The sequence below is a fragment of the Cognatundibacterium crateris genome (genome assembly GCF_010078235.1).
Lineage (GTDB): Bacteria > Pseudomonadota > Gammaproteobacteria > Burkholderiales > Burkholderiaceae_D > Undibacterium > Undibacterium crateris.
Map to the genome: position 1 here is coordinate 183,912 of NZ_JAABOS010000001.1, position 24,728 is coordinate 208,639.

Here is a 24,728-nt window from a genome sequence, read left to right on the forward strand (position 1 = left end):
TGAATATAGCCATAGGGGGGAACCTGGTTCCCCTTTTTTTCTGTTCCTTGTTAGTGAGTTGCTGTGCGTCTGATCGCAGTCGTTTTCCTGTTGTTGCTGGCCGTCATACAGTACCCGCTTTGGCTGGGTAAAGGTGGCTGGTTGCGTGTATGGGAGCTGGAACGTCAGCTGACCCAGGCACAGGGCCGCAATGACAAATTGAAAGAACGTAACAGCAAGCTGGAATCTGAAGTCATGGATCTCAAAACCGGTACTGATTCCGTTGAGGAGAGGGCGCGTTTTGAGTTGGGTATGATACGCAAAGATGAAATTTTTGTTCAGGTTCTCGATCCCAACAGTACTTTGCCAGCACCCACCACACCGGCTGCACCTGCTGTATCGGCTAAAGCAGCGACACCAGTTAAAACTCCAGCCACGACACCGGCTAAGAAAAACCGCTGATTGTTCTTCCTCCTTAATTCGCCCCACGTGTCTGATCCCGCATCGCCTGTTGTCCCACTGTTTCATCATTAAGAAAAAATCGCTTTACCTGAATTTATTTTAGGTTTAAAGTAATTTAGCTGTATATTTTATACGGCGCATCTTTGAATGATGGAGGGGGTATGGCAGATATCAGCGCACATCAGGCATTACATCAGACCGCGCATCTGGATACATTCACGCATGCGCATTTACCGCCTGCTGAGCTTTGGCCTGAGCGCAGTTTTGCTCTGCCTGAACTGCAATACCCGGAACAATTCAACTGTGTCGATGCGTTTTTAGACAAGGCGCTCGATACGCAATTTGCCAATAAGTACGCCATCCTGAGTGCAGAGCTGCAATGGACGTATGCTGAATTGCTGGCACAGGTGAATCGCATTGCGCATGTGCTTACCCAGGACATGGGCGTGATACCGGGTAACCGCGTGTTATTGCGGGGTACTAACCATGCGATGCTGGCAGCCAGTTTTTTAGCGGTGCTGAAAGTTGGTGCAGTCGCCGTACCGACCATGCCCTTGCTGCGCGCCAAAGAGCTGGGTGTGATGATAGATAAAGCGCGCATCAGTCATGCGATTTGCGATTTTCATCTGAAAGCGGAGATGGAAGAGGCGCAGGCCGCGCATCCTGAATTGCGTCAGCTGATTTTTTACCGTGGCGGCGAGCATAGCCTGGAAAGCCGCATGGCTGCTATGCCTGCAGAATTCACCAGTTTCGCCAGCTATGCCGATGATGTGTGCCTGATCGGTTTCACCTCAGGCACCACCGGCACGCCTAAGGCCACCATGCATTTTCATCGCGATATGCTGGCGATCTGCGATTGCTTTCCGCGCTCAGTATTAAAGGTCAGAGAAAGCGATATCTTTATCGGTACCCCGCCGCTGGCATTTACCTTTGGGCTGGGTGGCTTGCTGTTATTCCCTTTGCGTTATGGCGCGACTACGGTGCTGTCAGAAAAACTGACGCCGGACACTTTGCTGCAAGCGATAGTGCGCTACCAGGCCACGGTCTGTTTTACTGCGCCGACTTTCTATCGTCAGATGGCACTGTTGGCGAAAGACATGGATTTGCGCTGTTTGCGCGAGACTGTGTCTGCTGGTGAAATGCTGCCGATTTCCACCCGTCAGGCCTGGCAGGAAGCGACAGGATTGCGCATGATCGATGGCATCGGTGCGACCGAGATGCTGCATATTTTTATCTCCGCTTCTGGCGACGAGGTCAGGCCGGGCGCGACCGGTAAGCCTGTGCCTGGTTATCAGGCCTGCATACTGGACGCCGATGGGCAGCCCGTGTCGCCCGGTGTGGTGGGGCGGCTGGCGGTTAAGGGGCCGACCGGTTGCCGCTATCTGGCCGATGAGCGTCAGCTTAATTATGTGCATCAGGGCTGGAACCTGACTGGCGATGCCTATGAAATGGATAGCGATGGCTATTTTTACTACCGTGCCCGCACCGACGATATGATCATCTCGGCCGGATATAACATCGCTGGTCCCGAAGTGGAGGATGCCATCCTGCTGCATCCGGCTGTGGCTGAATGCGCGGTGATCGGCATCGCCGACGAGCAGCGTGGCCAATTGGTCAAAGCCTTTATCGTACTGCGTGCCGGACAGGAAGCCTCTGAGCAGATGGTCAAAGCGATCCAGGATTTTGTCAAACAGTCGATTGCACCTTACAAGTACCCGCGTGCCATCGAATTTCGCAGCAGCCTGCCGCGTACCGAGACCGGCAAATTGCAGCGTTTCCGCCTGCGTGAAGCCAGCATAACGATACCGCCTGTAGCGCATCAGTCAGGTCAGTGAAAGGATAAGAACATGAATATTCTGTGTATAGGTGGCGGTCCGGCCGGTTTGTATTTTGCGCTGCTGATGAAGAAGCAAAGACCAGACGCGACGATCACAGTGTTAGAGCGCAATCAGCCTTACGATACCTTTGGCTGGGGCGTGGTATTTTCGGATCAGACTCTGGGTAATCTGGAGCAGGCGGATGCAAAGACCGCCGCGCAGATACTGGCAGCCTTTAATCACTGGGATGATATCGATGTACATTTTAAAGGCCAGCTGGTCAGCTCCGGTGGCCATGGCTTTTGCGGCATAGGCCGCCAGCGTTTGCTCAATATTTTGCAACATCGTTGTGAAGAACTCGGTGTGCAACTGGTGTTTAATCAGGACGTCGAGGATGAGCATGAACTGGCGCTGCAATATCAGGCTGACCTGATCATCGCGGCGGATGGATTGAACAGCCGCCTGCGCAGCAAATATGCATCAGTCTTTCAGCCTGATATTGATACCCGGCGCTGCCGTTTTGTCTGGCTGGGCACTAAGCAGCGTTTTCCGGCGTTTACTTTTGCGTTTGAAGAGACAGAATTCGGCTGGTTCCAGGCGCATGCCTATCAATACGATGGTGAGACGTCGACCTTTATCGTGGAGACGCCGGAAGAAGTCTGGCTGCGCGCCGGGCTGGATCAAATGAGCCAGGAGCAGGCGATACAGTTTTGTGAAAAGCTTTTTGCGCGCTATTTGAATGGACATGCACTGATGTCGAATGCGCGCCATTTGCGTGGCTCTGCCAACTGGATCAAGTTTCCGCGCATCTTGTGTCAGCGCTGGGTACATCATTTGCAGATAGCACAAAAATCTGTGCCCCTGGTACTGATGGGCGACGCTGCTCATACCGCGCATTTCTCTATCGGTTCCGGCACCAAACTGGCACTGGAAGACGCGATAGAACTGGCGCAGAGCTTTGCAGCACAAGGCGATGCGGATCTGGAGTCGGTCTTGACTCAGTATGAAAGCAAGCGCTCGGTGGAAGTGCTGAAGATACAAAGTGCGGCGCGTAATTCCATGGAATGGTTTGAAAGCGTGAGCCGTTATTCGCAGCTGCAAGCGCCACAGTTTGCGTATTCCATGCTGACCCGCAGCCAGCGCCTGTCGCATGAAAACCTGCGTCTGCGTGACCCGGCCTATATCGCCGGACTTGAGCAGGATCTGGCGCAGCAAGCCTTTGCCGCAGCGGGCCTGCCTCTGCCACAGACTGAGCGGCCAGTGCCGCCGATGCTGACGCCGTTCCGCTTGTGCGAGCTGGTACTGCCTAACCGCATCGTGGTCTCGCCGATGGCACAGTATTCGGCACAGGATGGCGTGGTCGGTGATTATCATCTGGTGCATCTGGGCAGCCGTGCGATGGGCGGTGCCGGATTGGTGATGGCAGAGATGACTTGCGTATCCGCCGATGCGCGTATCACGCCAGCTTGTCCGGGGCTGTATGCCGATGCGCATATCGCTGCCTGGCAGCGTGTGGTCGATTTTGTGCATACCCGCAGCACTGCAAAAATCGGTGTGCAGCTTGGTCATGCCGGCGCTAAAGGCGCGACCCGGGTCGCCTGGGAAGGCATCGATCAGCCGCTGGCAGAAGGTGGCTGGCCTTTGATCTCGGCTTCAGAACAGCAGTATCTCCCTGGTATCTCAGCACTCGCAACCGCAGCTACCGCAGCGCAGTTACAGCAGGTCTTAAACGACTTTGTTTCCGCCACCCGGCGTGCCGATGCAGCCGGATTCGACTGGCTGGAATTACATTGCGCACACGGTTATTTCTTATCCAGTTTTATTTCACCGCTGACCAATCAGCGCAGCGACCAGTATGGCGGCAGCCTGGAGAATCGCTGTCGCTACCCGCTGGAGGTGTTCGCTGCGATGCGCGCGGTGTGGCCCGCTGCAAAGCCGCTGTCTGTGCGTATCAGTGCGCATGACTGGGTGCAGGGCGGAATCACGCCAGATGATGCGGTACAAATTGCCCGTTTGTTCAAAGCGGCAGGCGCCGATCTGATAGATTGTTCTTCCGGTCAGGTCAGTAAGGCAGAAAAGCCCGTATTTGGCCGCATGTACCAAACCCCATTTGCAGACCGCATTCGCAATGAGGCCGGGATCGCTACTATGGCGGTTGGTGCAATTACAGAAGCGGATCACGCCAACAGTATCATTGCAGCCGGTCGTGCGGATCTGTGTGCGATCGGCCGTCCGCACCTCACAGATCCGGCCTGGACCTTGCATGAGGCCGCCAAAATGGGATTCCGCGACATCGCCTGGCCGCGTCAGTATCTGGCCGGAAAAGCCCAGCTGGAGCGCAATTTGCAACGTGAGCGCGCCGTCGAAGCGCCGGAGGCACGCATCGTATGAAGCCTGTTGACCTGACCGCAGCTGGCAGTCTGGCTGGCAAACATGCGATGATTACTGGCGGCAGCCGTGGCATAGGCCGCGCCATCAGCTTGGCCCTGGTGCAGGCTGGTGTACGTGTGACTATCGCTGCCAGAAATGATGCGGGCTTACAGCAATGCGCCGCCGATATCGGCGCACAGACCGGAGAAACCGTGTACACCGTGCAGATGGATGTTTGCAGTGCTGAATCGGTCGCGGCCGGTTTTGATGCTGCGGCAAAAGCGCAGGGTGGTATCGATATCCTCATCAATAATGCAGGACAAGCGGCTTCCGCACCGGTGCTGGTGACGGATCAGCAGTTGTGGCAACAAATGCTGAATGTGAATCTGAGCAGTGCATTTCTGTGCACTCAGCAAGTCTTACCCGGCATGATGGATAGGCGCTGGGGGCGTATTGTTAACATTGCCAGTACTGCTGGCTTGAAAGCCTATCCCTATGTCAGTGCCTATGTCGCAGCCAAGCATGGACTGATCGGCTATACCCGTGCAGTGGCATTGGAAATTGCACGTTCCGGCATTACGGTCAATGCGGTTTGTCCTGGCTTCACCGATACTGCAATCGTCGATGAGGCAATACACAACATCGTAGAAAAAACTGGCCGCAGCGCGGAGCAGGCGCGCGACAGTCTGGCACAACATAATCCGCAGCGACGCCTGATTCAGCCCGAAGAAGTCGCACGCTGCGTGCTGTGGTTGTGTGAGCCTGCTGCCTCAGCGATGACAGGGCAGGCTATTACCGTCGCCGGTGGTGAATGGATGTAGCTACTGAAAAAATACGTGAACTTGCACAGGCTGGTACGGTCTGTTCGAGACAGTGGTATGGTGACTGACCGTGAAGGCCAGTGTGCATCAGTGAGCATCAGTGAGTATCAGTGAGCATGAGTGTAAAAGGATATCAATGAGTGAGAGTCAGCAAGCAGTGACCGATATGGAAACCCGACTGACAGAGGACGATCATCAGTCCCTGCGTCTGTGGTTGCGTATGCTGTCCTGTAGTAACCGCATAGAAAACGAAATCCGCAGCCGGCTGCGGGCCGAATTTGGCATTACCTTGCCGCGCTTTGATTTGATGGCGCAACTGGAGCGTTATCCCGATGGTCTGCGTATGGGCGAGCTGTCGCGTCGTATGATGGTCACCGGTGGCAATGTGACTGGCATTACCGATCAGCTGGAGCAGGAAGGTTTAGTGCAGCGTGTGATCGATACCAACGACAGGCGCGTTTACAGTGTGCGTCTGACACCGGCTGGGCGTAAGGTATTTAGCAAGATGGCAGCTGTGCATGAAGAATGGATCGCCGAATTACTGGGCGGTCTGCCTGCACAAGACAAGACCCAGCTCTACGCCTTGCTGTCGCGCCTGAAGCAGCAACTGCCGTCCTGATCGTAAAGCACGCAATACGATCACAACAAGATTGCGACATAACTGCTGCAGTTGAAACGCAGCAGCCTGGATTTTTAGAAGGATAAGCATGAAATATTTACCCGGCCATCCCCATCACTTACCCGCAGGCCGCAGCCAGCTGGCCGATTATGAGGCCACTCATTTCTACTTTGAAGTGGCGGATCAGGTAGCAACCATCATTCTGAACCGGCCTGAACGCAAGAACCCGCTGACCTTTGAATCCTATGCTGAACTGCGCGATTTGTTCCGCGCTTTGGCCTATGCCGATGATGTGAAAGCGGTGGTGCTGACGGGTGCAGGGCATAACTTTTGTTCCGGCGGCGATGTGCATGAAATTATCGGCCCGCTCACAGAATTAGATATGCCGGGCTTGCTAGCTTTCACACGCATGACAGGCGATCTGGTCAAAGCCATCCGTGCCTGTCCTCAGCCTGTGATTGCTGCGGTAGATGGCGTCTGTGCCGGGGCTGGCGCGATACTCGCGATGTGTTCGGATATCCGTTTCTCTACCAGCCGTAGCAAGACCGCATTTTTATTCACCCGCGTCGGACTGGCCGGTTGCGATATGGGTGCCTGCTCTATCCTGCCTCGTTTAATCGGTCAGGGGCGGGCCGCAGATTTATTGTATAGCGGCCGCGTGATGACGGCGGAAGAGGGTGAACGCTGGGGCTTTTATAACCGCCTGGTACCGGAAGATGACTTACTCATTGAGGCGCAAAGCTATGCGCGAATGCTGGCCAGCGGCCCTTCGTTTGCGCACAGCATGACAAAAAACATGCTGCAGCAGGAATGGAATATGAGTATCGATCAGGCGATAGAAGCGGAAGCGCAGGCGCAGGCGATTTGCATGATGACGAATGATTTTCATCGCGCTTATCACGCCTTTGTCGCCAAACAAAAACCGGAATTCGAAGGGGATTGACGCCATGAGTCAAACGAACAGGACGACGCTGTTACAAGACAGCGCCTATCTGGAATGGCCATTTTTTGAAGCAAGGCATGGACAATTGCAACAGTCGCTGGATAGCTGGGCGGTGCAACACCTGCTGCATCCTGCGCATGATCCGGCGCAGGTGGGTGCCAGTTGCCGCGCATTGGTCAGTCAATTGGGGCAGGCAGGCTGGTTGCGGCATGCAGTCGGGGGCAGGCAATGGGGTGGGCTGCAGGATGTGATCGACACCCGTGCAATTTGCCTGATACGCGAAACGCTGGCCCGCCACGAAGGCCTGGCCGATTTCGCATTTGCCATGCAAGGCCTGGGTTCCGGTGCGATAAGCCTGTTTGGCAGCGCAGAGCAACAGGCGCGCTACCTGCCAGGTGTGGTCAGTGGTGCTTCGATCGCCGCTTTTGCCTTGTCCGAGCCTGAGGCTGGCTCGGATGTCGCTGCCATGCAGTGCAGCGCTGTGCGCGATGGCGCAGACTATGTACTGAATGGCGAGAAAACCTGGATCTCGAATGGTGGTATTGCCGACTTTTACACCGTGTTCGTACGAACCGGTGAAGCGCCCGGAGCGCGTGGCATCAGCGCCTTTATCGTCGATGCCGATACGTCGGGTTTTTCTGTCGTTGAACAGATCGATGTGATCGCGCCGCACCCGCTGGCACGCATCCGTTTTGAGAATTGCCGCATTCCGGTCAGTCAGCGCATAGGTGAAGCCGGGCAGGGCTTTAAAGTGGCGATGGCCACGCTGGATGTATTCCGCACCTCGGTTGCTGCAGCCGCGCTGGGCTTTGCGCGCTGCGCATTGCAGGAAGCTCTGCAGCGTAGTACCACACGTAAGATGTTTGGCCAGACCCTGGCAGATTTTCAGCTCACGCAAGCCAAACTGGCGCAGATGGCGATGGCGATAGACAGTTCCGCCTTGTTGATTTACCGCGCCGCCTGGCAACGTGATCAGGGTAAAAAAGTCACGAAAGAAGCAGCGATGGCAAAGTATGTCGCGACTGAATCGGCGCAGCAGGTCATCGATATGGCGGTGCAGATGTTTGGCGGCATGGGTGTGGTCAGTCAGGTTAAGGTAGAAAGCCTGTACCGCGAAATCCGCGCGCTGCGCATTTATGAAGGTGCGAGCGAAGTGCAGCAACTGATCATTGCACGCGAAATGCTGAAAGAATTCAGCGCTGCGCAGCCAGCATTGGAGCAACAAGTAAGGCAGGAGGCATAATGGAAATACTGCAACCACCGGATTGGGCCAGACCACGCGGTTATTCCAATGGCATTGCCGCCAGCGGCAGACTGGTTTTTGTGAGTGGAATGATAGGCTGGGATGGGCAGGGTGTCTTCCATACCGATGACTTTGCGGGACAGGTCAGGCAGACCCTGGCCAATATCGTCGCCGTGCTGGCAGAGGCCAAAGCCCGCCCTGAGCACATCGTCCGCATGACCTGGTATGTGGTCGACAAAGCGGAGTATGTGGCGGCCTATAAAGAAATTGGCGTGGTGTATCGCGAGCTGATCGGCAGCCATTTCCCAGCCATGACCGCGGTGCAGGTGGCAGCCTTAATCGAAGACCGCGCCAAAGTCGAAATCGAAGTCACCGCTGTGGTTCCCGAATAAATTCCGGTATTTGGGGCTGAAATCCATCAGATATCCGTTACTTATCGCCACTTAGCAGGCGGGGAAAATGCGCGCTTGGCTTATACTATGGACTTTTCCGGAAAATCGGTATCAGTCAGGTATAAGCCAGGTGTTAAGCCAACTGGTATTGTGTTACTGCATGCGCGACTGAAGGAAAAAAGCTTCGCGTCTGCACAGCAAACGTGAATCTGCAGCGATCTGTAGCCTAAAGGTCGCATGCTGTTTTCTATAAAAATGATCAGGAGATTTTGATGGCCAAGGCTGTATTTAATTGGGAAGACCCGTTGTTATTGTCGTCGCAATTGAGCGAAGAAGAACGCATGGTGCAGGAAGCGGCACGTACTTATTGCGAAGAGCGCCTGGCGCCACGCGTGTTAGAAGCATTCCGCAATGAAAAAACGGATGTTGCCATCTTCCGCGAAATGGGCGAACTGGGTTTGCTGGGCTCCACGATACCGGTTGAATACGGCGGCGCTGGCCTGAATTATGTCTGCTACGGACTGGTCGCACGCGAAGTGGAACGTGTCGATTCTGGCTACCGTTCTATGATGAGCGTACAAAGCTCATTAGTGATGGTGCCGATTAATGAATTCGGCAGCGAAGCGCAAAAACAAAAATACCTGCCTAAACTCGCCACTGGCGAATGGATAGGCTGCTTTGGCCTGACCGAACCGAATCACGGTTCCGACCCGGGCAGCATGGTGACCCGCGCTAAAGCTGTACCAGGCGGTTACTCGCTGAGCGGTTCCAAAATGTGGATCACCAACAGCCCGATCGCCGATGTGTTCGTGGTCTGGGCTAAAACCGAAGATGGCCGCATCCGTGGCTTCATTCTGGAAAAAGGCTGGAAAGGCCTGAGCGCTCCGGCGATACACGGTAAAGTCGGCCTGCGTGCCTCGATCACCGGCGAAATCGTGATGGATGAAGTTTTCGTCCCTGAAGAAAATCTGATGCCAGGCGTGGAAGGTCTGAAAGGCCCGTTCACCTGCCTGAACTCCGCACGTTACGGCATTGCCTGGGGTGCGCTGGGTGCTGCCGAATTCTGCTGGCACATGGCGCGCCAATACACCATGGACCGTATGCAATTCGGCAAACCACTGGCCGCTAACCAGCTGGTACAGAAAAAACTGGCCGACATGCAAACCGAAATCACACTGGCACTGCAAGGCTGCCTGCGTTTAGGTCGCATGAAAGACGAGGGCACAGCAGCTGTAGAAATCACCTCCATCATGAAACGCAATTCCTGCGGCAAAGCACTGGACATCGCCCGTGTCGCCCGCGATATGCTGGGCGGTAACGGCATCTCCGACGAATTCGGCATCGCACGCCACCTGGTCAATCTGGAAGTCGTGAACACCTATGAAGGTACCCACGACATCCACGCCCTGATCCTGGGCCGCGCCCAAACCGGCATCGCTGCATTCTGATTGTTGATCGCTGTTGTTGGTGTAAAGCGATTTGTGAGTAAGAAAAAAACCGCACTGGGAAGTGCGGTTTTTTGTTTTTGGCAGGGGTGTTTTTTGTGGGGTCGATGGATGTAATATTTAATGAGACTGCGTAGTGAAAGAATGGTTGTGAATAAAAAGGTTTATAAAGGATGATTTGCCATACTTCTTTTGAGCTCACTGGAACAAGGTTGAGTCCATTGCCCCATTGTGTTAATGTCATTCTTTACTTTAATTTAAGTCATAACCCATATGCAGCAGCCTCCTTGGATGTCCGTTGCCTTTGCAGAAGTCGGCGTCCGTACGTTTCCGCTTGGACAAAGCAATCCGCGAGTCACCGAGTACCATGAATATACAAACATACGCGGATACGATGACAAGGCTGCCTGGTGTTCCTCGTTTGTCAACTGGTCACTCGCGCAGGTGGGAATCGTTGGTACAAATTCGGCTCTCGCAAGATCATGGCTTGAGTGGGGTGAGGCTTTGAGTGAACCGATTCCGGGGTGCATCGTAGTCTTGTCTCGCGAAAATCCAACGGGCTGGAAGGGACACGTTGGATTTTTCCTCGGTCTTAACCAAGAGTACATACATTTGCTTGGTGGGAATCAATTAGACCAAGTACGAGAACATTCCTATACAAGAGACTCGGTGTTGGGCTATCGCTGGCCATCGAAGAGTGTGCTTTGACTCGTATTAAGCAGTACCTCCGGCGGGGAGGCTTACTCAAACTTAATTGAGCTTTAATTTTTCAATAATTCTGAGAAATGAATGCGAATCCATAAATTTTTGCCGCTTGTGGCAATGCCGTCGGTTGAAAGACTTCTCTATCCGGCCACTATTTTTATTGAGATCTGGCTAGTTTCCACGCGCGCTCGGAGAAAAAATGTCGATTAACTGATCGATCAAGTTGACGTCAATATTGGTCATGCCTGCGACATCGTCACATGGTTTGTAGGGATTTCTTCCGCACTTCCTTTTCTGCTTTTGCTTAACTATGGCCTAAGATTCGATGAAGACCAAAGATATATTAGGGATACTTTTCTGCAGCGCCGGTGCCACTATCGGCACTGTAGGTTATCGGCTGTTGGGTTTGGAGTGGTACTTTGGAGCCTGTGTTTTATTGGTCATCGGAGCTTGGTTAATTTGGGATGCCGCACGTGATCGAAAACTGCGCAGAGTAATCGATGAAGTTCCTGGCGACTAGGGCGATAGACATTACATTTCAGGCGCAAGTGCAACTGATGGTTTTGATGATGTTGGAAATCATGTCGATGGGTCTTAACTTAGCACTCAACATGGAATCAACGATACAGTCCATAATCCGTTTAGCCTGATCTTTGCCGAAAAAACTTCACTCCTCCCCACACCAGAAAGGCAAACCCCATGAGCAAACAAATTTACCTCAACCTGCCGGTTGCTGATCTGCCTAAGTCGCTTGCATTTTTCAAGGCACTCGGGTTTGCGGAGAATCCTCAGTTCGCCAGCGATGCGGGGGCCTGCGTGGTGATCAGCGATACGATTTTTGTGATGTTGTGTACGCGTGACCGGTTTCGTGACTTCACGCCGAAAGCGATTTGCGATACCAGCGTTGCGGTGGAAATGCTGATCAATCTGCACTGTGATAGTCGTGAAGAGGTCGATAGCCTGGTCGCCAGAGCGCTTGCAGCCGGTGGCTCAAGCTACGATCAGCCTGAGGACTTAGGCTTCATGTATTCACATAGTTTTGTCGACCCCGATGGTCATGGCTGGGGCCTGTTCCATATGGCTGCCACACCAGCTCAGGGCTGAACCCTGAGTGAGATCCACACGGCTCACACCTGATTCGTATGACTATTCCCAATTTTTTCAGCTCGGTGTTTTCACAAAGCGTCCAGATATAGCCTTAATGAGGCATGACTGAGATAAGATTCGGCCTAATATACAATCAAGCTTGAGGTGCATGTGACAGAGCGAAGCGATGTTTTTGCGTATTTCTGGGTTAAGGCGAGCAACTGCCCGGTAGAGGCCATCACTGCACAGCTACAGACTGAGCCAACGGACGTGAGGGTTCTCGGAGCATCCAGGTCTGATGACTTTCCGAAGATAAATCTGTGGCGCTTACTGAGTCCAATTCCACGTGGCGATGGTTTTTTGCAGGACCATATCGATGCGCTATTGGCTCGCCTCGAAACGTGCGCCGATGCAGTTGTTGATTTAGGAGCGAACTGCGAAATGGGTATCAGTTGTGTAGGCTACTACTATGGAACAAATCCGGGCTTGCATCTTTCTGCTACCCTGATTCAAAGGCTGGCAGCACTGCGACTTGCGGTTGATTTTGACTTGTATAACTTCGCAGGCGAAGACGCCAGATAATCTGTACCTGAAATGCATTCATAACGGTGGCTTGCTTGTCAGGCTTAAACTTGTTTATCGCATAAAGCAGGGAATATGGCTAAAGAAGCGCGGCCTTCATCCCCAAATTACTAAAAGCAAGTAAGCAGCAAGCGTTCGTGCCATGCCGAGCAATCGCTAAGGCCTACACAATGAATTTGATTTTATGTTGCAGGCTGACGTCGCAGGCGCCATATTTCCTGGTTGCCTATGACGCGGCGCTCAAGCAGGCCTGATTCTTCCAGGCGTCGAAGTGCAATAGTTGTGATCAATATCGATTCTGGAAGATCATTCCACTGTATCCACCATTGGTGAATGCCAATAGCAGTATCCGCGCTTGTCGGGGAGGTATGTAAATAGTTTTTGATTGAGTCGCACGCAAATTGAATTAATTGTTCATCCACTGTTGCGTCCGTTTAAAAGAAAATGCAATTTGATTTTTTCAAAAACACACAAAGAAATCGGGGCGTTTTTTTATTAAGTTTGAGTTATGAATTTTAATGTTTTGTAGGTAAATAAACAAACATTTTAAGCAAACTATTGGATCATAAATTGGATTGTTCCATACCCAGGATTTTATGCTTACGTACTAACTTACCAAATGCACTGCGATCTTGTCCCGCTATGCGCGCGGCTTCTGATAAGTTCCCCGCGCTTTTTTCCAAAGCCTGGCGCAGGTAGCGTTGTTCAAAGTCTGCAATTGCTTGTTGCTTCGCAGTTTTGAACGAATTCATGGTGTTTTCAACGGCAGCGCTGGTTTCGCCATTGAATATAATTTCCTGGCCTTCACACATCAAAAATTCCCTATGCATGACATTTTCCAGCTCTCGAATGTTACCAGGCCAGTCATATTGGGAGATAAACTCGATGGCGGAGGGGTGCAGCGTCTTTTTTGGAAGCCTGTACTGATGACTCAGTCTGGTCAGAAATGTTTGCGCTAACTCGATTGCGTCATCACCACGCTCGCGCAATGCGGGTAGTCGCAGCTGTAAAACATTTAAGCGATACAGCAAATCGCGTCGAAAAGCTTTTGCTTCCACCAATTGCTCCAGATTGGCATTGCTTGCCACGATCACGCGTACATCTGCTTTTCTTTCAATCCCGCTGCCGACACGGCGATAGGAGTGATCTTGTAAGAAGCGCAGCATAGATGCCTGTGCCTTGGGGCTTAAGGTGTCTACTTCGTCGAGAAACAGGGTGCCACCATTCGCTTCGCAGACCAGTCCAGGCGCAGTCGTTTTAGCGTCGGTAAATGCGCCACGCTCGTGACCAAATAATTCGGATTCGATCAGCGTTTCGGGAAGAGCACCACAATTGACCGGGATAAAAGGCTGGTCTCGACGCTTACCCAAATAATGCAGGGCACGGGCGGCAACTTCTTTTCCTGTACCTGTCTCACCCGCGATTAACACGGCGACATCGACACTGGCCATCTTCTTGATTTGGCTGCATACACCCAGAAATTTTTCGGATGAACCAAGCAAATTTAAACGTGATAAATCGTCCATGTACATCCTCTAAAAAACTAAGTCGAAACCTGACTACTCTTGTTAACGAGGGTAAGGCTTTGAAAGATGCTAATTTCAGTGTAAATCGTGTTCCGGGTGTCTTTGATTCACGTCAATAAGAGTCTCGTAATCGTTGATTTTGATCGAAAAGCCCTTGCTGAGATGCTATTTAGTTGTATTTAAAAACAATTCAAGATTACAACATTTTCCCGACGTCATGATAAATTTAATTTAATTACTCACAATATTCGTTCAATTTTGTCTATTGTTGTAGCTGGATACTGACTGACAATTAAGATTGTTAATGTAGTTGCTTAATTGCTTACTGCCATTAGCGAAAAACGTGCCAAGACTTTTATTGAGATATCAGAGTGCAAATGTGCCCATCCGTGACGGCTTAGATTTTCAACTGAGTCAGAGCGACCTGGTGGTTTGATTTGTACGGATCAAATACTGTGCTAGTCATTGCTTCGCCAGAATTGAAGGCTAATTGTTACTATTGGCGAAATGAACATCGTTAATCAGCGATGCTTCCCTGTACAGGGAAAATTTGCTCAGTACGTAGCTGGAATAAAGGCAATTGACATATAACTGACATGTCAATTACGCATCAAATAACCAGGCTATCGCTTAGTGTAGATTGCCGGTAAATTGGGGCAGGGTAGTCAGGGATGTTGTAAATGTGAACTTGTTATGCTGCAAACTTTAGCAATGCGGTACTATTCTTTCCCATTCAATGCACTTTTTAGACACTCGCTGTGCATCAACTCATTAGGCTTGGTTTTAAGGGAATTGATACGCGAATGAAACATCAATACTGGCTGCAATCATGATTGCAAAATTTGGTTTTATCTTGCTTACCCTGTTATTCGGGGCGCTGATGTTTGTAGCGGGTATATTGTCCCCGGATGACTGGCAGCGCAATGTCAAACACTGGTCAGCGTCCATGATGGCAAGCTTTGATAGTCCTAAAACCGATATCAAGCCTAAACCACAAAGCGCACAGACTTCAAGCCAGCCAGCAGGTAACTCAGCTGTACTACCCGCCAGCGCACCGGCATCCGCCAGCGCGGCTGTGCCTGCAAGCCATTAAGAAAATCTGCCGCGAAACTTGAGTGCTGGCTGCCCCCGGTCTTGCCAGCCTGCACAACCCATAGAATCAACAAAACACACCTTCACTTGCGCCATGCCTATGCTGGTAAAGTAAACCCAGCTCGAGGCGTCTTGCTTATCACGGGTGATAAACCACAGTGCATCACCGCTTGCCAAGCCCCAACTGCTAACGCGATACACCAGCAAATCAGCTTCACCTTGTGAGGTGACGATAGCGACTCTGATTTTTGCATCGCCCATGGTTGGCGTTTGATAAATACGTGCCATGCTTTGCTCTTCCTTTGCATAATCGGTGACTTAGCGTATACTCAATTGACTGCTTTGAACTGCTGGCCAGAATCTGAACATCGTCTTGTTGAGGGAGTTGAGAATGAGTGTAAAGCTAATACTAGGTATGCGCAATCAAGCGCACCGGGTCGACGTGGTACAGCCAAATGGCACGGGCAAACCGGTACTGGGCACAGCGCATCCGCAAGAAGATACCCGCCGCCAGGATGTACAAAAACAGTGGGGCAGCAGCACACAAAAACCACGTCCTCAGACCTTGGCGACCATTGATGAACCTCTGTCACAGCGCGCACAAACTATTTTGTCGTATCAGGTTGACGCACCGTTGCGGCAGCGGCTGAATACGGGAATGGGGCGTTTGGCGGATTCGCGTAAGCGTGCCGGAGAAGCGGAGACGGCGGCGTTGGTGCCATCAAAATCTTAAGTGGACAGAACAATTTTTAAAAATAATTATTACCACTCAAGGTCATTTTTTTCTGGTCAACGTAATTTGATGAAAAGTATCTGGTGTAGTGCCATTGCCATCGATATGAATATGGTATTTGCGTGACTGCGATTCGCCACTCGCGCTAAAACTACCTTCAACCTCCATACTTCCCCGTCGTTTTAGTGTGTGCGCGCCGGGATGTGCATCTTCCATTAAGCGACCAATGCGATTCTCTATCACTTTGTGTCCCGACAAATTCATCCTTGGTTCTTCATTGCTCAAATTTTCTTGCTTATTTGGCCCGCCAAATACATCAGGAAAAAAGTGCGACTTATGCGATGGCTGTGTAAAGCCAGGATTGACCACGTTGAATTTAGATAGACTTTCTCTTGCAGAACCTGGCTTTCGCCTTCGTAATACGCCCGACACAGTAATATGTTTTTCACCGCCGATGACAATGCTTTTATGTCCAAACCCCTTTAAACGGGTCATATCGCGTTGTAGTTTCCCTGCGTGATACTCCGCATGAGTGATCGTTTTGTATGAGATGTGAGCAATTTTTTTACTGCTTTTATTGAGTATGGATTTTCGTGTCCAATTTTCAGTATTTTTTGACTTTCCATTTGTCATTGCACGTCCTTTTTTAAAGTGCTGCCAAAATTATTGTTGTGCAGCGGCTTCTGAATGTGCTGCTTATTTAACTATGAAAATTAACGCCATTTCAGCTTCCTAAAACCGCTAACAATCGTCTTGTTTTTTCTGGTAATTTGTGCTGTTTCAAAATGACCTGAATTAATACCGTGTACGGGAATGGTCTGCTGAGTTGGCTCAGTCACCATTTGTACTGTCTTAATTTCCCGCTTTACCCCTGCCACTGATTTCTTCGAATTCCAGAGTGGATTGACGCTGGTCACTGTCTTTGTAGTTGGTATGCCATAGAATTTCCCATGCATGTCGGTGTCATGTGCAATGCGTGCCTTTTCAAATTGCTGACTCAAATGTTCAGCACCTTTCTGCGTTAATTCATAACGACCTGACTTAAGTAATAAGCCCATATTGTGAACAGGGCGTAAATGTGTAGACCGTTTATCCCAATCTCTTTTTAAATTAGCTGAATTTTTCCCTCGCCCGGAAAAGGTCGCATCAAAACCTTCTTTCGGATCACCTTTGACATCTTCGGCCTTGGGGCCAAAAGTCAGATTTTGCTGAACTTGAAAAAGTGCATTGGCATGATTACCCCCTTGATACAAGCTATCTTTTTTGATCTGTAAGCGGAACTTTTGTGCTGCTGACTGTTCGCCAGCAGTACCTGCCTCCAAACGTTGGATGCCAGCATTGACAAAACCAAGAAAGTGATCAGACACGGTATGATGAGCAGTTTCACTTTTATCCAGCGCTGGATTTCTATTTAAATGTCCTTTTTGAGTATCGACTCCACCACTCCAATCACCAGCTAAACGCCCGGCATTTTTATCGATAGAATCATTGATTCCTCCAACTTGCTTAACCTTTCTAATCAGGCCATGACCTTCATAAAAACTCCCGACTGCGCTCATAAGCTTTTCAGGTGTCTGGCCTTTCATTACTTCGCTCAATTCTCTCTTGGCTTGTCTGCGCGCCAAATGGGATCGGAATGCTTGTTGAATTTTGCTGGCGGCATTCAATTGCTTCTCCAGCCTCTTTGCCGCACGACGTTGAGAACCTGTCATAGGTTTTGAGGATCTAGATATGTGAGCTGGTCGTAGCACGAGTGGAGAGAGACCCTCAGGCGGCTTTCCTTGCTGCTGTTTTCTAGCCTGAGTAACCAAGGCATCTTTGCGCAGATTCGGTGCTGCCATGCGACTGCGCCCTTTATTTTCAATAGACATAATTTCTATCCTGGTTTGTTTTTTTGAGCATCACCACTTTACAAGCAACTGTTTTATGCTGGGATTGGTAGATGATGCCTTCATTTAATTTTCAATATCCCATGTTGTATTGCGTATTGGAAAACAAGTTATTGCTGGAGAAAGAGCGAATGACTAAGACCATGTCAAATGCAATATTCCTACCTTCAAAAATCGGATAAATTCGTTCCCATAAAGTCATTCATGTGAAACTTATGGGGCGTCCCATGTCGTTGCTTTTTTTCTTACAGACTCGGCAGACACATCACCATATGTTTTGGTATCAATATCTGTTGCACGTCGACTACCGCTTGGTGTGTGCCACTCGGGAACCAATTCATGCTTGTGTAGCCGATTTGTACGATTTGTCGATGTCACAGGTGGCAACGGTGTGGTAATTTTCGGGCGCCCGTCACTGAATTCAGTACGATTTTCATAGATGTTGGTGGTAGTTGTAATCTCACCGATGGATAAGCCACGCGGCCGTACACCGCCAGGCACACTCGCTGCCATGTCAAATTCCCGTGCATAGGTGTTTCGGGTGCTACTGGTTCCTGTCAAATGTCTTGTTGTTGTTCCTTCCTCTTTTGCTTTTTTAGTGGCAGCATTTCTGATTTGGCGTTGTTCCTGAGTGAGGTTTTTTGGCATAATTAATTTTTCATATTTGATGAAGTTCGGTTTTAAATTTGAGTCAAAAAACGCTGAGAAAGATATAGGTAGCCCTCCAGTCTCAACTGCATCAGGACACTTCAATCGTTACTTAAATTTGAGATTTTCATTGGGTTTATAATCTTTGCCTATCCGTCGCGCCAAGCCAGCACGTGACTTATCAAGCGAACCCTAAGGTGCTATAGCCGCCGGAGTTCACGGAGCAATAACCACTTATCTATGATGAAAAGTGCCACAATTGCGTGATTCAGCACAACGTTTTGGCCTTCGCCTAATCGTTGTCAGAGTCATCCGAAAAATAGCCCTCACTACGTAGCCTTGCATTTTTTGCGCGAGTCAGCTCAATCCCCGTCTTTTTGACGGTGTGGAAAGCCCGTGCCCCCGTCGCATATGTCAGTTTTTCTTTCGATCGCCTCGAGGCAGGAGCTGCTTGTGGAAATGCATTTTCCACAGCCTCTAGTTTCGATTTCCCTCCATCACTTTTATCCGGTAGTTTTTCTGCTTCGCGCAACGCCGCCCTAAAACCCTTGTGTGCTGAGGGATGTCTTTGTTGTTCCGCTATACCTATTCCCATCAAGTGAGCAGCAATGCGTTTTTGGTCTGCTGATAAGGTACTCACGTTAGCCTTTTTCATAATTCGATATTTTTTCGAACTGAACATCCGTTTATTCTCGTATTCAACGAGCTTTAAGGTGTCTTTTGAGGCCCTTCCTACCAGTTGCAAATATGATCCGTCGGTTTTACTGATCGCTGTAGAACCCTTGAAATTTTTTTGATTTGTGCTGGCAAAACCCCCAGCGCCTCTCGCCTTTCGCAGGGTGACAGGGCCAAACGCCGTCGTGTGAATTTCATTCTTGACGATGATTTTGCGATTATTCGCACGCAGCTCCGCGCCTAGCATCCCGGTTTTCTTCCCCGCACCGCTACCCGTAGCCTTTTTTGCATCAGTCATTTTTTTCATATACTCGTCATGTCCTAATAATAGGGAACACATAAAAATCGGGTTCAGCCGACAGTCCCCATGAACATTCAGCCATGCACCTCAAAAAAGGCAAATCGCCAAATTTAACATTCACGAATCACGCGCCCAGACAGCAAGTTGTGCTGCCATGATGTGCTCCCGATGAACCTCAATGTTTATTGCGTTTCAACCTGCGCTTCTAAACCCAGCATCTCAAAAATATTTAATTGCCCATTCAAACGTAAAAATAATTCCTGATACAGCTCCACCGTATTTAAGCCGCCCCATTCGGTGGCGCGTCTGACCAGATAGGGCACCGGGCTGTGCGGTTCCAGGCGCATGAGATATTCAGCGGATTCAGCCAGGCGTGCATAGGCATCGGCCCTGTCCTGGATGGCGCCATGTGGTAAGGACAGCTCAGTCATCCGGCCAGCGATGCTGCCTGCTGGCGGTGCGACTGCTAACTGTGCGACGGCTGCATCGTTAGGCGGCGTGGCAGCACGCACACCACGCTTATGCAGTTCAGCCTCGATCGCCGCTAATATCTGTTTGAGCATGCCACCCATTGCCGCCATGCTGGGCGAATCATCGCCAAATAGCTGATCCAATGTCACTGTGAGTGCCTCGATGCCGTTGACAGCGTCACTCAAGATGTCGCGCATAGCGGTATAGATGGTGGTGGAGGTGGCGGCCATGCCGCTGTTAATGTCGCTGCTGCTGACACCTTCTTGCATACTTTCAGGCGCTTTGTTTTGATGAGACTTAATTTGCTCATGACGGCGCGCCAGCTCCAGATCGGACCAACTGTATTCAACTGGACGTCCGGTGGCGGTGATGGCTACCTGGCGCAAGCTGGTTAAGAGTTTATCGTTCACCCAACGGAAGATATTGGCACGGTATTCGAGATCCCCGTCGTCAGCCTTGGGATACAGATTGTCCCAATAGCGCAGGCAGAGGTTTTGCAGCAAATGCATGCAAGCGGCAATGCCGGCAAAACCTGTTTGCTTAATTTGGGCTTCCAGCAACCAGGCCGCCAATTGCAAATCTTTACTTTCAGTCGCGAGAGACTTAGCGCAAAGTGCTGCCGCATTTTTCCAGTCGGCGCGCTTTAACTCGTATTCCCAATGACCTAAGGGCAGACTGGCATCATCCTGGCGCCGCGCCTGTTCTATGGCGCTGTAAGAACTGCTGCCACGCAGGGCGCGACCGGCCGGTTGGCTGGCTTCCACTGGTGCCAGCAAAGCGTCCAGCGTAAGACCAAGATGTTCTTCAAAATAGGCGCTGGCACTTGCTTCAAATGGAGTTGACATGATGTTTCCTTTAGTTTTACGTTTAAGGGGCAGAGCGGGGGAAACCAAGCGGTGGCTTGATACTGACTGGCGCAAAGGTTTTGGGGTCCTTGCCACTCAGATTGAGTCCGACATAAACACGGGCATTGCTCTGAGTAAGTTTGCCGGGCGTGCCGGTATTGCTGACGATGGGTACTAAAAATTCCAGCATCAATTGATTCGGATTACTGCTGCTGGCGCTAAAGCCATTTTGTGGCTGATGCCGTTCTATCATGCGCAGCAGGGCCCATTCGCCACTTTGCGCATACGAGGCGGTAGCACCCTCAGCTTGCAAATCGGGCTGTTGCACATCATTGGCAGGCAACCATAGGGAACCGCTGGCCCAGGTGAGATCGAGTACAGTCGCTTGTCCAAAGGCCCAATCCAGGACATTCGTGCGTCCCGGGTAGGTCGCCGATTTACTGCCTGAAGTCAGTCCCCAGGCCACGATCTGGCTACTGCCCTGGGCACTGGTCTGATTCGTATTGAAGGCGATGCTCAGTTTGATCGGCTGACTGACTAAAGTTGTGTCATCTGCGTTCGTGCCGGTGCTGGCAGTTGAAGCCGTCGTTGCGGGCGGATTGGCGTCGAGATTGAGCGTGCTCTGGAAAAATTTTGCGCTTGTGTCGAGTTGACTCAGGAATTGACGCGCCGCATTCCAGTAAGCGCCGCTTAAGCCTTGTAATGACTGTTTCAGAGCCGCACTCTGCCCGGCATAATCGGCAAAGAAATTGCGCGTCGTACTGAGACTGGCGTCGCTGGACGAGAGTGGTCCAAAAGGATAGCGACCAGCCAGTTCACGATTAAAACGCGCAGCTAAATCATTGTAATTATTTAAGGCCAGCGTATTGCGATCACCGCTGCAATTGGCTTGAATCTGGGCTTCCAGCTTTTGTCTGTGCATAGAGAACAGGTCATTGCCATAGTCGGCCGGTGTATATGCTGCCAGCGTTTTGCTGCAATTGCTGACGTCCAGATTGGGCATTTGTTTTAAAAACAGATTGTTCAGTTGCGCAACCTGACTGGCAGGATCTTTGAATTGAATCTGGCTATTCAGTTCGTTGACGGTATTAGTCCAATAGCTGGCGCTTTGGGTATTGCTGCGCTGTGCGTCATTTGGACCACTGCTTTGCGTGAGATAACTCAGGAATGGCGTAGCGTATGAGGCCAGTACCTGGACTCTGCTCAGCTGGCGCGTTAAGTAATCATTGATGACCGGCACCGGACCCAGATCAAACAGCGGTCCGCCGCCGCTATTGGCTTTGCTTTCATATAAGCGGCTGAGCTCATTTAAGTTCTGAACACGTGCCAGACTATCGCTGCTGTAATTGCGTATGCATTGACTGACTTTCGTGTCGCTGGCAGTAAAGCCCAGGGTCTTGTAACTTCCTTGCAGTTTCAACAGGGCGTCTTTCACAGCACCGAAGGCGCTGCTTTCTTGTGCCAGCGCCAGGTCTATGCTGGCAGCAGGATTGACTTCCAGCTGGCTTGGTTTTGCTTTGATCTGGGCATCACGCAGATTACTGTTGAGTACACTTTCCAATTGATGCAGGGCGATACGCTGATACAAAGGAGACTGACTGCTGGTAGTGGCTGGTGTAATTTTGCCTGCACCGGCTGGCATTGTAAGGCTCTGTATAAACTTATCGTATTCGGCGACATAGTTGTTCGATAAGCTAATCTGCGTCGTGTTCCAGCCAGCTACACTGGATGAACATAAAAAGTCCTGCGTTGGTTCGACTTGCATGAAATTGAGTACCACCAGTGCATTCAGACCCACCATCTCGCTGGCTAATTTTGGATTGAGTGTCAAGGTATCCGGCTGACCGATGAACAGTGAGCCATAGGGCGCTAATTGCATGCCTGAAAGCGTAGCGATATTGGGTTCGTAGCAATTGCTTTGGTTGAAAAAAGCGCTCATTTTTTTCAGCGGTTCTGCCGGATAGTTAAACCCAAGCAAAAGATCATTGCTAGTGCCTAAGCTGATTTCAATATCCTTGCATGGATTGCTGCTGTTTGATGAATTCGCCCACGCCGTACTCACCCAGGTCAGCCAGGCAGAAAAATCACGGGTACTCGATAAAAATGGCGGCTTCAGCGCATTTAACTGTTGCGACAGCTCTTTGCCGGAAGTGACTTTGGCATTCATTTGCTGATGTAACTGATTGGACAAATCTACCAGCTGATCCGCCATGCGCGGCCTGAAATTGTCCGGTAACTGAACTGGGCTTGGATATTGTGCCTGCAGTACGGCGGCCATTAACACACCCTGATCCTTATGCACTTGTTTTGGCAGCTCAGCCTGATAGGCATAATGGGTTAAGGTCAGAAAAGGTTGCAAAGACGGCAGATTCTTCAGGCTTGCATTGAGCGTGCTGATGCGCTGGAAAACAGCCAGATTTTGTTCAAACAAGGCAATATTGTTTTCTGTTTCTAGCAGATTTTTCCTGGCCAGTTCAAAGGCCAGACTGGAGCCATTCGGCGCGTTGCCGGTACTTGGTGTTGCAGCCTGCTGCAGGGCTTTGGCACGTTGTTCCAGACGGCAGGCAATACCTGGCAATACCACTCTTTTTAAGGCGCCATTGGCGATTTGCTTCACAACTTCAGGGCTGACGCGATGGTCAATCCATGAAACAGGAATGGAAAGATACCAGCTGTTTTTTTGAATAGTCGCGATTTGTTCCAAGGCTTTATAGACAGGCTCACGCGCTATGCATTGACCTGGTAACAGAATTTTTTCCTTGGTTTGCTGTTCGAGTTGTTGCAGCAGCGCTAAATTTGCTTGCAAGCTCGCGTTCTTCCCGCGCAAGTCGAGTGTCGCCAGACCAAGACACAATGCCAGTGCAGAAAATGTCACCATGCCTGCGATCTGACAGCGGCGGATCAATTGGTTACGCGATAACAGTGCCTTGCGGTTAGCTTGTCCCAGATAGGGTTCGGCCAGGATTTTTTCAGCGATGAGGTCGTGAATAAAGGCAATATCACTGCGTGGCAGTTCGCCATTGGGTATCGTGATCTCGCCTTCCTGAGTAGCCGTGTCAGCGCTGATCTGGCCAGTAAAATACAGTCCCCGGAAAACGCTTCCAGTTTGCCACGCAGAGGAGTGAAAAACGATAGATAAGAGATGCTGCAGTGGTACGCGCAATTGCTGAAAATGGCGTGGAAACAGGAAGAATTGATCAACCTGACTGGCGCTAATCTCTGTGCTGTTGCCTGCTGCCTGGACTTGTAATTCTTTGAGCCGTTCACCGATACTGTCAAAGGCAACATCGGTCAAGCTCTCAATATTCACGGATGGGGGCAGATCCGGTGCCGACCAGCCAAACATTTCCTTGCGTACGGCCTTGTCCTGGATGCGCCAAAATTCGCTGAAACCCACGATGGTATCGGTCTGGCTGATTACGACATACACGGGTAAGGAAAACTGAAAACTTTGCTCAATCTTTGATAGTTGTGTACGTAGATTTGTGGCAAGTGCGAGACGTTGTTTTCCATTCGCGTCACGTAAGCTTTGTGCCGAAATCACCAGAACAAGCGCATCCAGGGCGCGCTCAGGACGGACATTCAGCAGCTTTTTGAGTACTTGTTCCCATTTGAGGCCAGTTTCACTGTCGGCTGGTGCAGCGGGCAGCTTACCGTCAGGATCCAGGACGACTCCTTTAAAGCCTGTCCGGGTTTCTAAAAAACTCAGCTTTGTATCGGTAAAAACGAGTTGTTGCTGGCTTGCACTTGGGATCTGCCAAAGCCCCGGCATCAGCGAGGACAGTAAGCTCGATTTACCCGCTTGTTCCTGACCTAAAACCAAAATCCATTGGCGGTCATAGAGCCATTCACGCCGATAAAAAAAAGCGATGAATTCCTTGAATACAGCAGCCCACCGTTGACTGAAGGCGAGCCCTTTGAGTCTTTTTAAAGGCACAGTCAAAGGCGGCAATTTTAGCGGTTTGCGGGCACGCCAAATCAGCAGCCCGAGCAGCAGGGCGACAAAAGTGGCGAGTCCGGCGATCAGATAAAACGGCGTGTTCACAAATGACTCCTATAACTCATATTGCCATGTGGCGGCTAA

At 50.7% G+C, this 24,728-nt stretch carries 23 protein-coding genes; 14 read left to right on the plus strand and 9 right to left on the minus strand.

Going from position 1 to position 24,728, the window contains the following annotated elements; genetic code table 11:
• Positions 1–63: 63 nt before the first annotated feature.
• The 12 genes from ftsB (at position 64) to EYB48_RS00845 (ending at position 12,464) form a co-directional block, all read left to right on the plus strand.
• Positions 64–441: a cell division protein FtsB gene (gene ftsB, locus EYB48_RS00790; protein ID WP_162018382.1), complete on the plus strand. Its 378-nt coding sequence runs from the start codon at positions 64–66 to the stop codon at positions 439–441.
• A gap of 161 nt (positions 442–602) precedes the next feature.
• A complete protein-coding gene (locus EYB48_RS00795) occupies positions 603–2,276 on the plus strand; it encodes a benzoate-CoA ligase family protein (protein WP_162018383.1) in 1,674 nt (557 codons plus the stop codon).
• Positions 2,277–2,288: 12 nt separating this feature from the next.
• Positions 2,289–4,649 (plus strand): bifunctional salicylyl-CoA 5-hydroxylase/oxidoreductase, encoded by a 2,361-nt coding sequence (locus EYB48_RS00800; protein WP_162018384.1) that lies wholly within the window; start codon positions 2,289–2,291, stop codon positions 4,647–4,649.
• Positions 4,646–5,449, plus strand: a complete 804-nt coding sequence (locus EYB48_RS00805) for an SDR family NAD(P)-dependent oxidoreductase (protein ID WP_162018385.1) — start codon at positions 4,646–4,648, stop codon at positions 5,447–5,449. Before EYB48_RS00800 ends, EYB48_RS00805 begins: the two co-directional genes overlap by 4 nt.
• 136 nt (positions 5,450–5,585) lie before the next feature.
• Positions 5,586–6,068, plus strand: coding sequence for a MarR family winged helix-turn-helix transcriptional regulator (locus tag EYB48_RS00810; RefSeq protein WP_162018386.1), 483 nt, complete (start codon positions 5,586–5,588; stop codon positions 6,066–6,068).
• Between the two features lie 88 nt (positions 6,069–6,156).
• Complete coding sequence (locus EYB48_RS00815) at positions 6,157–7,011, plus strand: enoyl-CoA hydratase family protein (RefSeq protein ID WP_162018387.1); 855 nt, start codon at positions 6,157–6,159, stop codon at positions 7,009–7,011.
• Between the two features lie 4 nt (positions 7,012–7,015).
• On the plus strand, positions 7,016–8,254 hold the full coding sequence (locus EYB48_RS00820; RefSeq protein WP_162018388.1) for an acyl-CoA dehydrogenase family protein: 1,239 nt from the start codon (positions 7,016–7,018) through the stop codon (positions 8,252–8,254).
• On the plus strand, positions 8,254–8,646 hold the full coding sequence (locus tag EYB48_RS00825; RefSeq protein ID WP_162018389.1) for a RidA family protein: 393 nt from the start codon (positions 8,254–8,256) through the stop codon (positions 8,644–8,646). Before EYB48_RS00820 ends, EYB48_RS00825 begins: the two co-directional genes overlap by 1 nt.
• Before the next feature lie 272 nt (positions 8,647–8,918).
• Complete coding sequence (locus tag EYB48_RS00830; RefSeq protein ID WP_212681417.1) at positions 8,919–10,094, plus strand: acyl-CoA dehydrogenase; 1,176 nt, start codon at positions 8,919–8,921, stop codon at positions 10,092–10,094.
• A 288-nt stretch (positions 10,095–10,382) separates the two neighbouring features.
• Positions 10,383–10,799 carry a TIGR02594 family protein gene (locus EYB48_RS00835; protein WP_162018391.1) on the plus strand — a complete coding sequence of 139 codons (417 nt, stop codon included), beginning with the start codon at positions 10,383–10,385 and terminating at the stop codon, positions 10,797–10,799.
• 696 nt (positions 10,800–11,495) lie between these two features.
• Positions 11,496–11,900, plus strand: a complete 405-nt coding sequence (locus EYB48_RS00840; protein WP_162018392.1) for a VOC family protein — start codon at positions 11,496–11,498, stop codon at positions 11,898–11,900.
• Between the two features lie 153 nt (positions 11,901–12,053).
• On the plus strand, positions 12,054–12,464 hold the full coding sequence (locus EYB48_RS00845) for a DUF4279 domain-containing protein (protein WP_162018393.1): 411 nt from the start codon (positions 12,054–12,056) through the stop codon (positions 12,462–12,464).
• Positions 12,465–12,646: 182 nt separating this feature from the next.
• Here EYB48_RS00845 and EYB48_RS00850 read toward each other — a convergent pair whose 3' ends face one another.
• Positions 12,647–12,886, minus strand: a complete 240-nt coding sequence (locus EYB48_RS00850; RefSeq protein ID WP_162018394.1) for a hypothetical protein — start codon at positions 12,884–12,886, stop codon at positions 12,647–12,649.
• Positions 12,887–13,027: 141 nt separating this feature from the next.
• Complete coding sequence (locus tag EYB48_RS00855) at positions 13,028–13,990, minus strand: sigma-54 interaction domain-containing protein (protein WP_162018395.1); 963 nt, start codon at positions 13,988–13,990, stop codon at positions 13,028–13,030.
• A gap of 829 nt (positions 13,991–14,819) precedes the next feature.
• Between EYB48_RS00855 and EYB48_RS00860 the strand changes: the two genes are divergently transcribed.
• The gene (locus EYB48_RS00860; protein ID WP_162018396.1) at positions 14,820–15,083 is read left to right on the plus strand and encodes a hypothetical protein; all 264 of its coding nucleotides are present in this window, start codon (positions 14,820–14,822) and stop codon (positions 15,081–15,083) included.
• Here the strand turns inward: EYB48_RS00860 and EYB48_RS00865 are convergent.
• Positions 15,080–15,370 carry a 7(1) septoil knot domain-containing protein gene (locus EYB48_RS00865; RefSeq protein ID WP_162018397.1) on the minus strand — a complete coding sequence of 97 codons (291 nt, stop codon included), beginning with the start codon at positions 15,368–15,370 and terminating at the stop codon, positions 15,080–15,082. The two genes, EYB48_RS00860 and EYB48_RS00865, sit on opposite strands and share 4 nt — an antisense overlap.
• Positions 15,371–15,473: 103 nt before the next feature.
• On the opposite strand from EYB48_RS00865, the gene EYB48_RS00870 reads away from it, so the two are divergent.
• On the plus strand, positions 15,474–15,815 hold the full coding sequence (locus tag EYB48_RS00870) for a hypothetical protein (RefSeq protein WP_162018398.1): 342 nt from the start codon (positions 15,474–15,476) through the stop codon (positions 15,813–15,815).
• A 42-nt stretch (positions 15,816–15,857) separates the two neighbouring features.
• Here the strand turns inward: EYB48_RS00870 and EYB48_RS00875 are convergent, their stop codons facing one another.
• The 6 genes from EYB48_RS00875 to EYB48_RS00900 all read right to left on the minus strand — a co-directional run bounded on the left by EYB48_RS00875 (position 15,858) and on the right by EYB48_RS00900 (position 24,689).
• Positions 15,858–16,448 carry a hypothetical protein gene (locus EYB48_RS00875; protein WP_162018399.1) on the minus strand — a complete coding sequence of 197 codons (591 nt, stop codon included), beginning with the start codon at positions 16,446–16,448 and terminating at the stop codon, positions 15,858–15,860.
• An 80-nt stretch (positions 16,449–16,528) separates the two neighbouring features.
• Positions 16,529–17,686, minus strand: coding sequence for a hypothetical protein (locus EYB48_RS00880; protein ID WP_162018400.1), 1,158 nt, complete (start codon positions 17,684–17,686; stop codon positions 16,529–16,531).
• Positions 17,687–17,917: 231 nt separating this feature from the next.
• A complete protein-coding gene (locus EYB48_RS00885) occupies positions 17,918–18,457 on the minus strand; it encodes a hypothetical protein (RefSeq protein WP_162018401.1) in 540 nt (179 codons plus the stop codon).
• A 187-nt stretch (positions 18,458–18,644) separates the two neighbouring features.
• A complete protein-coding gene (locus EYB48_RS00890) occupies positions 18,645–19,334 on the minus strand; it encodes a hypothetical protein (protein ID WP_162018402.1) in 690 nt (229 codons plus the stop codon).
• Between the two features lie 176 nt (positions 19,335–19,510).
• On the minus strand, positions 19,511–20,644 hold the full coding sequence (gene tssA, locus EYB48_RS00895) for a type VI secretion system protein TssA (protein WP_162018403.1): 1,134 nt from the start codon (positions 20,642–20,644) through the stop codon (positions 19,511–19,513).
• A gap of 22 nt (positions 20,645–20,666) precedes the next feature.
• A complete protein-coding gene (locus EYB48_RS00900; RefSeq protein ID WP_162018404.1) occupies positions 20,667–24,689 on the minus strand; it encodes a type VI secretion system protein in 4,023 nt (1,340 codons plus the stop codon).
• Between the last annotated feature and the right edge of the window lie 39 nt (positions 24,690–24,728).

Bases quoted from the DNA above. Each gene is read 5' to 3' on its own strand.
- tssA (WP_162018403.1), bottom strand. From the start codon at position 20,644: ATGTCAACTCCATTTGAAGCAAGTGCCAGCGCCTATTTTGAAGAACAT.
- EYB48_RS00870 (WP_162018398.1), top strand. From the start codon at position 15,474: ATGAGTGTAAAGCTAATACTAGGTATGCGCAATCAAGCGCACCGGGTC.
- EYB48_RS00825 (WP_162018389.1), top strand. From the start codon at position 8,254: ATGGAAATACTGCAACCACCGGATTGGGCCAGACCACGCGGTTATTCC.
- EYB48_RS00865 (WP_162018397.1), bottom strand. From the start codon at position 15,370: ATGGCACGTATTTATCAAACGCCAACCATGGGCGATGCAAAAATCAGA.
- EYB48_RS00800 (WP_162018384.1), top strand. From the start codon at position 2,289: ATGAATATTCTGTGTATAGGTGGCGGTCCGGCCGGTTTGTATTTTGCG.
- EYB48_RS00855 (WP_162018395.1), bottom strand. From the start codon at position 13,990: ATGGACGATTTATCACGTTTAAATTTGCTTGGTTCATCCGAAAAATTT.
- EYB48_RS00795 (WP_162018383.1), top strand. From the start codon at position 603: ATGGCAGATATCAGCGCACATCAGGCATTACATCAGACCGCGCATCTG.
- EYB48_RS00880 (WP_162018400.1), bottom strand. From the start codon at position 17,686: ATGTCTATTGAAAATAAAGGGCGCAGTCGCATGGCAGCACCGAATCTG.
- EYB48_RS00840 (WP_162018392.1), top strand. From the start codon at position 11,496: ATGAGCAAACAAATTTACCTCAACCTGCCGGTTGCTGATCTGCCTAAG.
- EYB48_RS00820 (WP_162018388.1), top strand. From the start codon at position 7,016: ATGAGTCAAACGAACAGGACGACGCTGTTACAAGACAGCGCCTATCTG.
- EYB48_RS00815 (WP_162018387.1), top strand. From the start codon at position 6,157: ATGAAATATTTACCCGGCCATCCCCATCACTTACCCGCAGGCCGCAGC.
- EYB48_RS00830 (WP_212681417.1), top strand. From the start codon at position 8,919: ATGGCCAAGGCTGTATTTAATTGGGAAGACCCGTTGTTATTGTCGTCG.
- EYB48_RS00890 (WP_162018402.1), bottom strand. From the start codon at position 19,334: ATGAAAAAAATGACTGATGCAAAAAAGGCTACGGGTAGCGGTGCGGGG.
- EYB48_RS00805 (WP_162018385.1), top strand. From the start codon at position 4,646: ATGAAGCCTGTTGACCTGACCGCAGCTGGCAGTCTGGCTGGCAAACAT.
- EYB48_RS00875 (WP_162018399.1), bottom strand. From the start codon at position 16,448: ATGACAAATGGAAAGTCAAAAAATACTGAAAATTGGACACGAAAATCC.
- EYB48_RS00835 (WP_162018391.1), top strand. From the start codon at position 10,383: ATGTCCGTTGCCTTTGCAGAAGTCGGCGTCCGTACGTTTCCGCTTGGA.
- EYB48_RS00860 (WP_162018396.1), top strand. From the start codon at position 14,820: ATGATTGCAAAATTTGGTTTTATCTTGCTTACCCTGTTATTCGGGGCG.
- EYB48_RS00810 (WP_162018386.1), top strand. From the start codon at position 5,586: ATGAGTGAGAGTCAGCAAGCAGTGACCGATATGGAAACCCGACTGACA.